We start from the raw sequence: 378 nt of genomic DNA, 5'->3' as shown, positions 1-378 counted from the left end.
GCCGCGGCCCGACCATGGCTTCGGCGGCAAGGGACCGGTGCCGGGCGCCCATAACCGTTGTGCTCGACAGAAGACGTCAATCCCAGCGCCGTGATCTGAAGATGGAAGCAGGCGCGACCGGACCAGTTGCCCAGTGTCGCCCGATCAAGCCGAATGCCCTGGCGGGCATAGATCTCGGACTGGCGGTAAAACGGCGTATGGTCACCAAACTTGGAGACGATCACGTGAGCAATGGCCGCTTCGGTCGGCAGCCCGCTGGGTACGACGTGCTCTGGCGCGTGCGCCTGCACGACGGGGCCGGAGCAGCGGCGGCAGATGTGTAGAAGTTTCGACTTAATCTGACGGCAAGGTTTGAACTGGCAGGGAATGGAGCTGCGG

Annotated in this window: 1 protein-coding gene; it reads right to left on the bottom strand. The window is 63.8% G+C overall.

All coding sequences use genetic code 11. The features are described from left to right. Window positions 1-378 (bottom strand): IS66 family transposase (locus WN73_RS11535; protein WP_271552824.1); only part of this gene is annotated, 378 nt, incomplete at both ends.

The organism is Bradyrhizobium sp. CCBAU 45394, assembly GCF_028128655.1.
GTDB lineage: Bacteria > Pseudomonadota > Alphaproteobacteria > Rhizobiales > Xanthobacteraceae > Bradyrhizobium > Bradyrhizobium diazoefficiens.
This window is presented reverse-complemented; position numbering and strand designations above follow the sequence as displayed.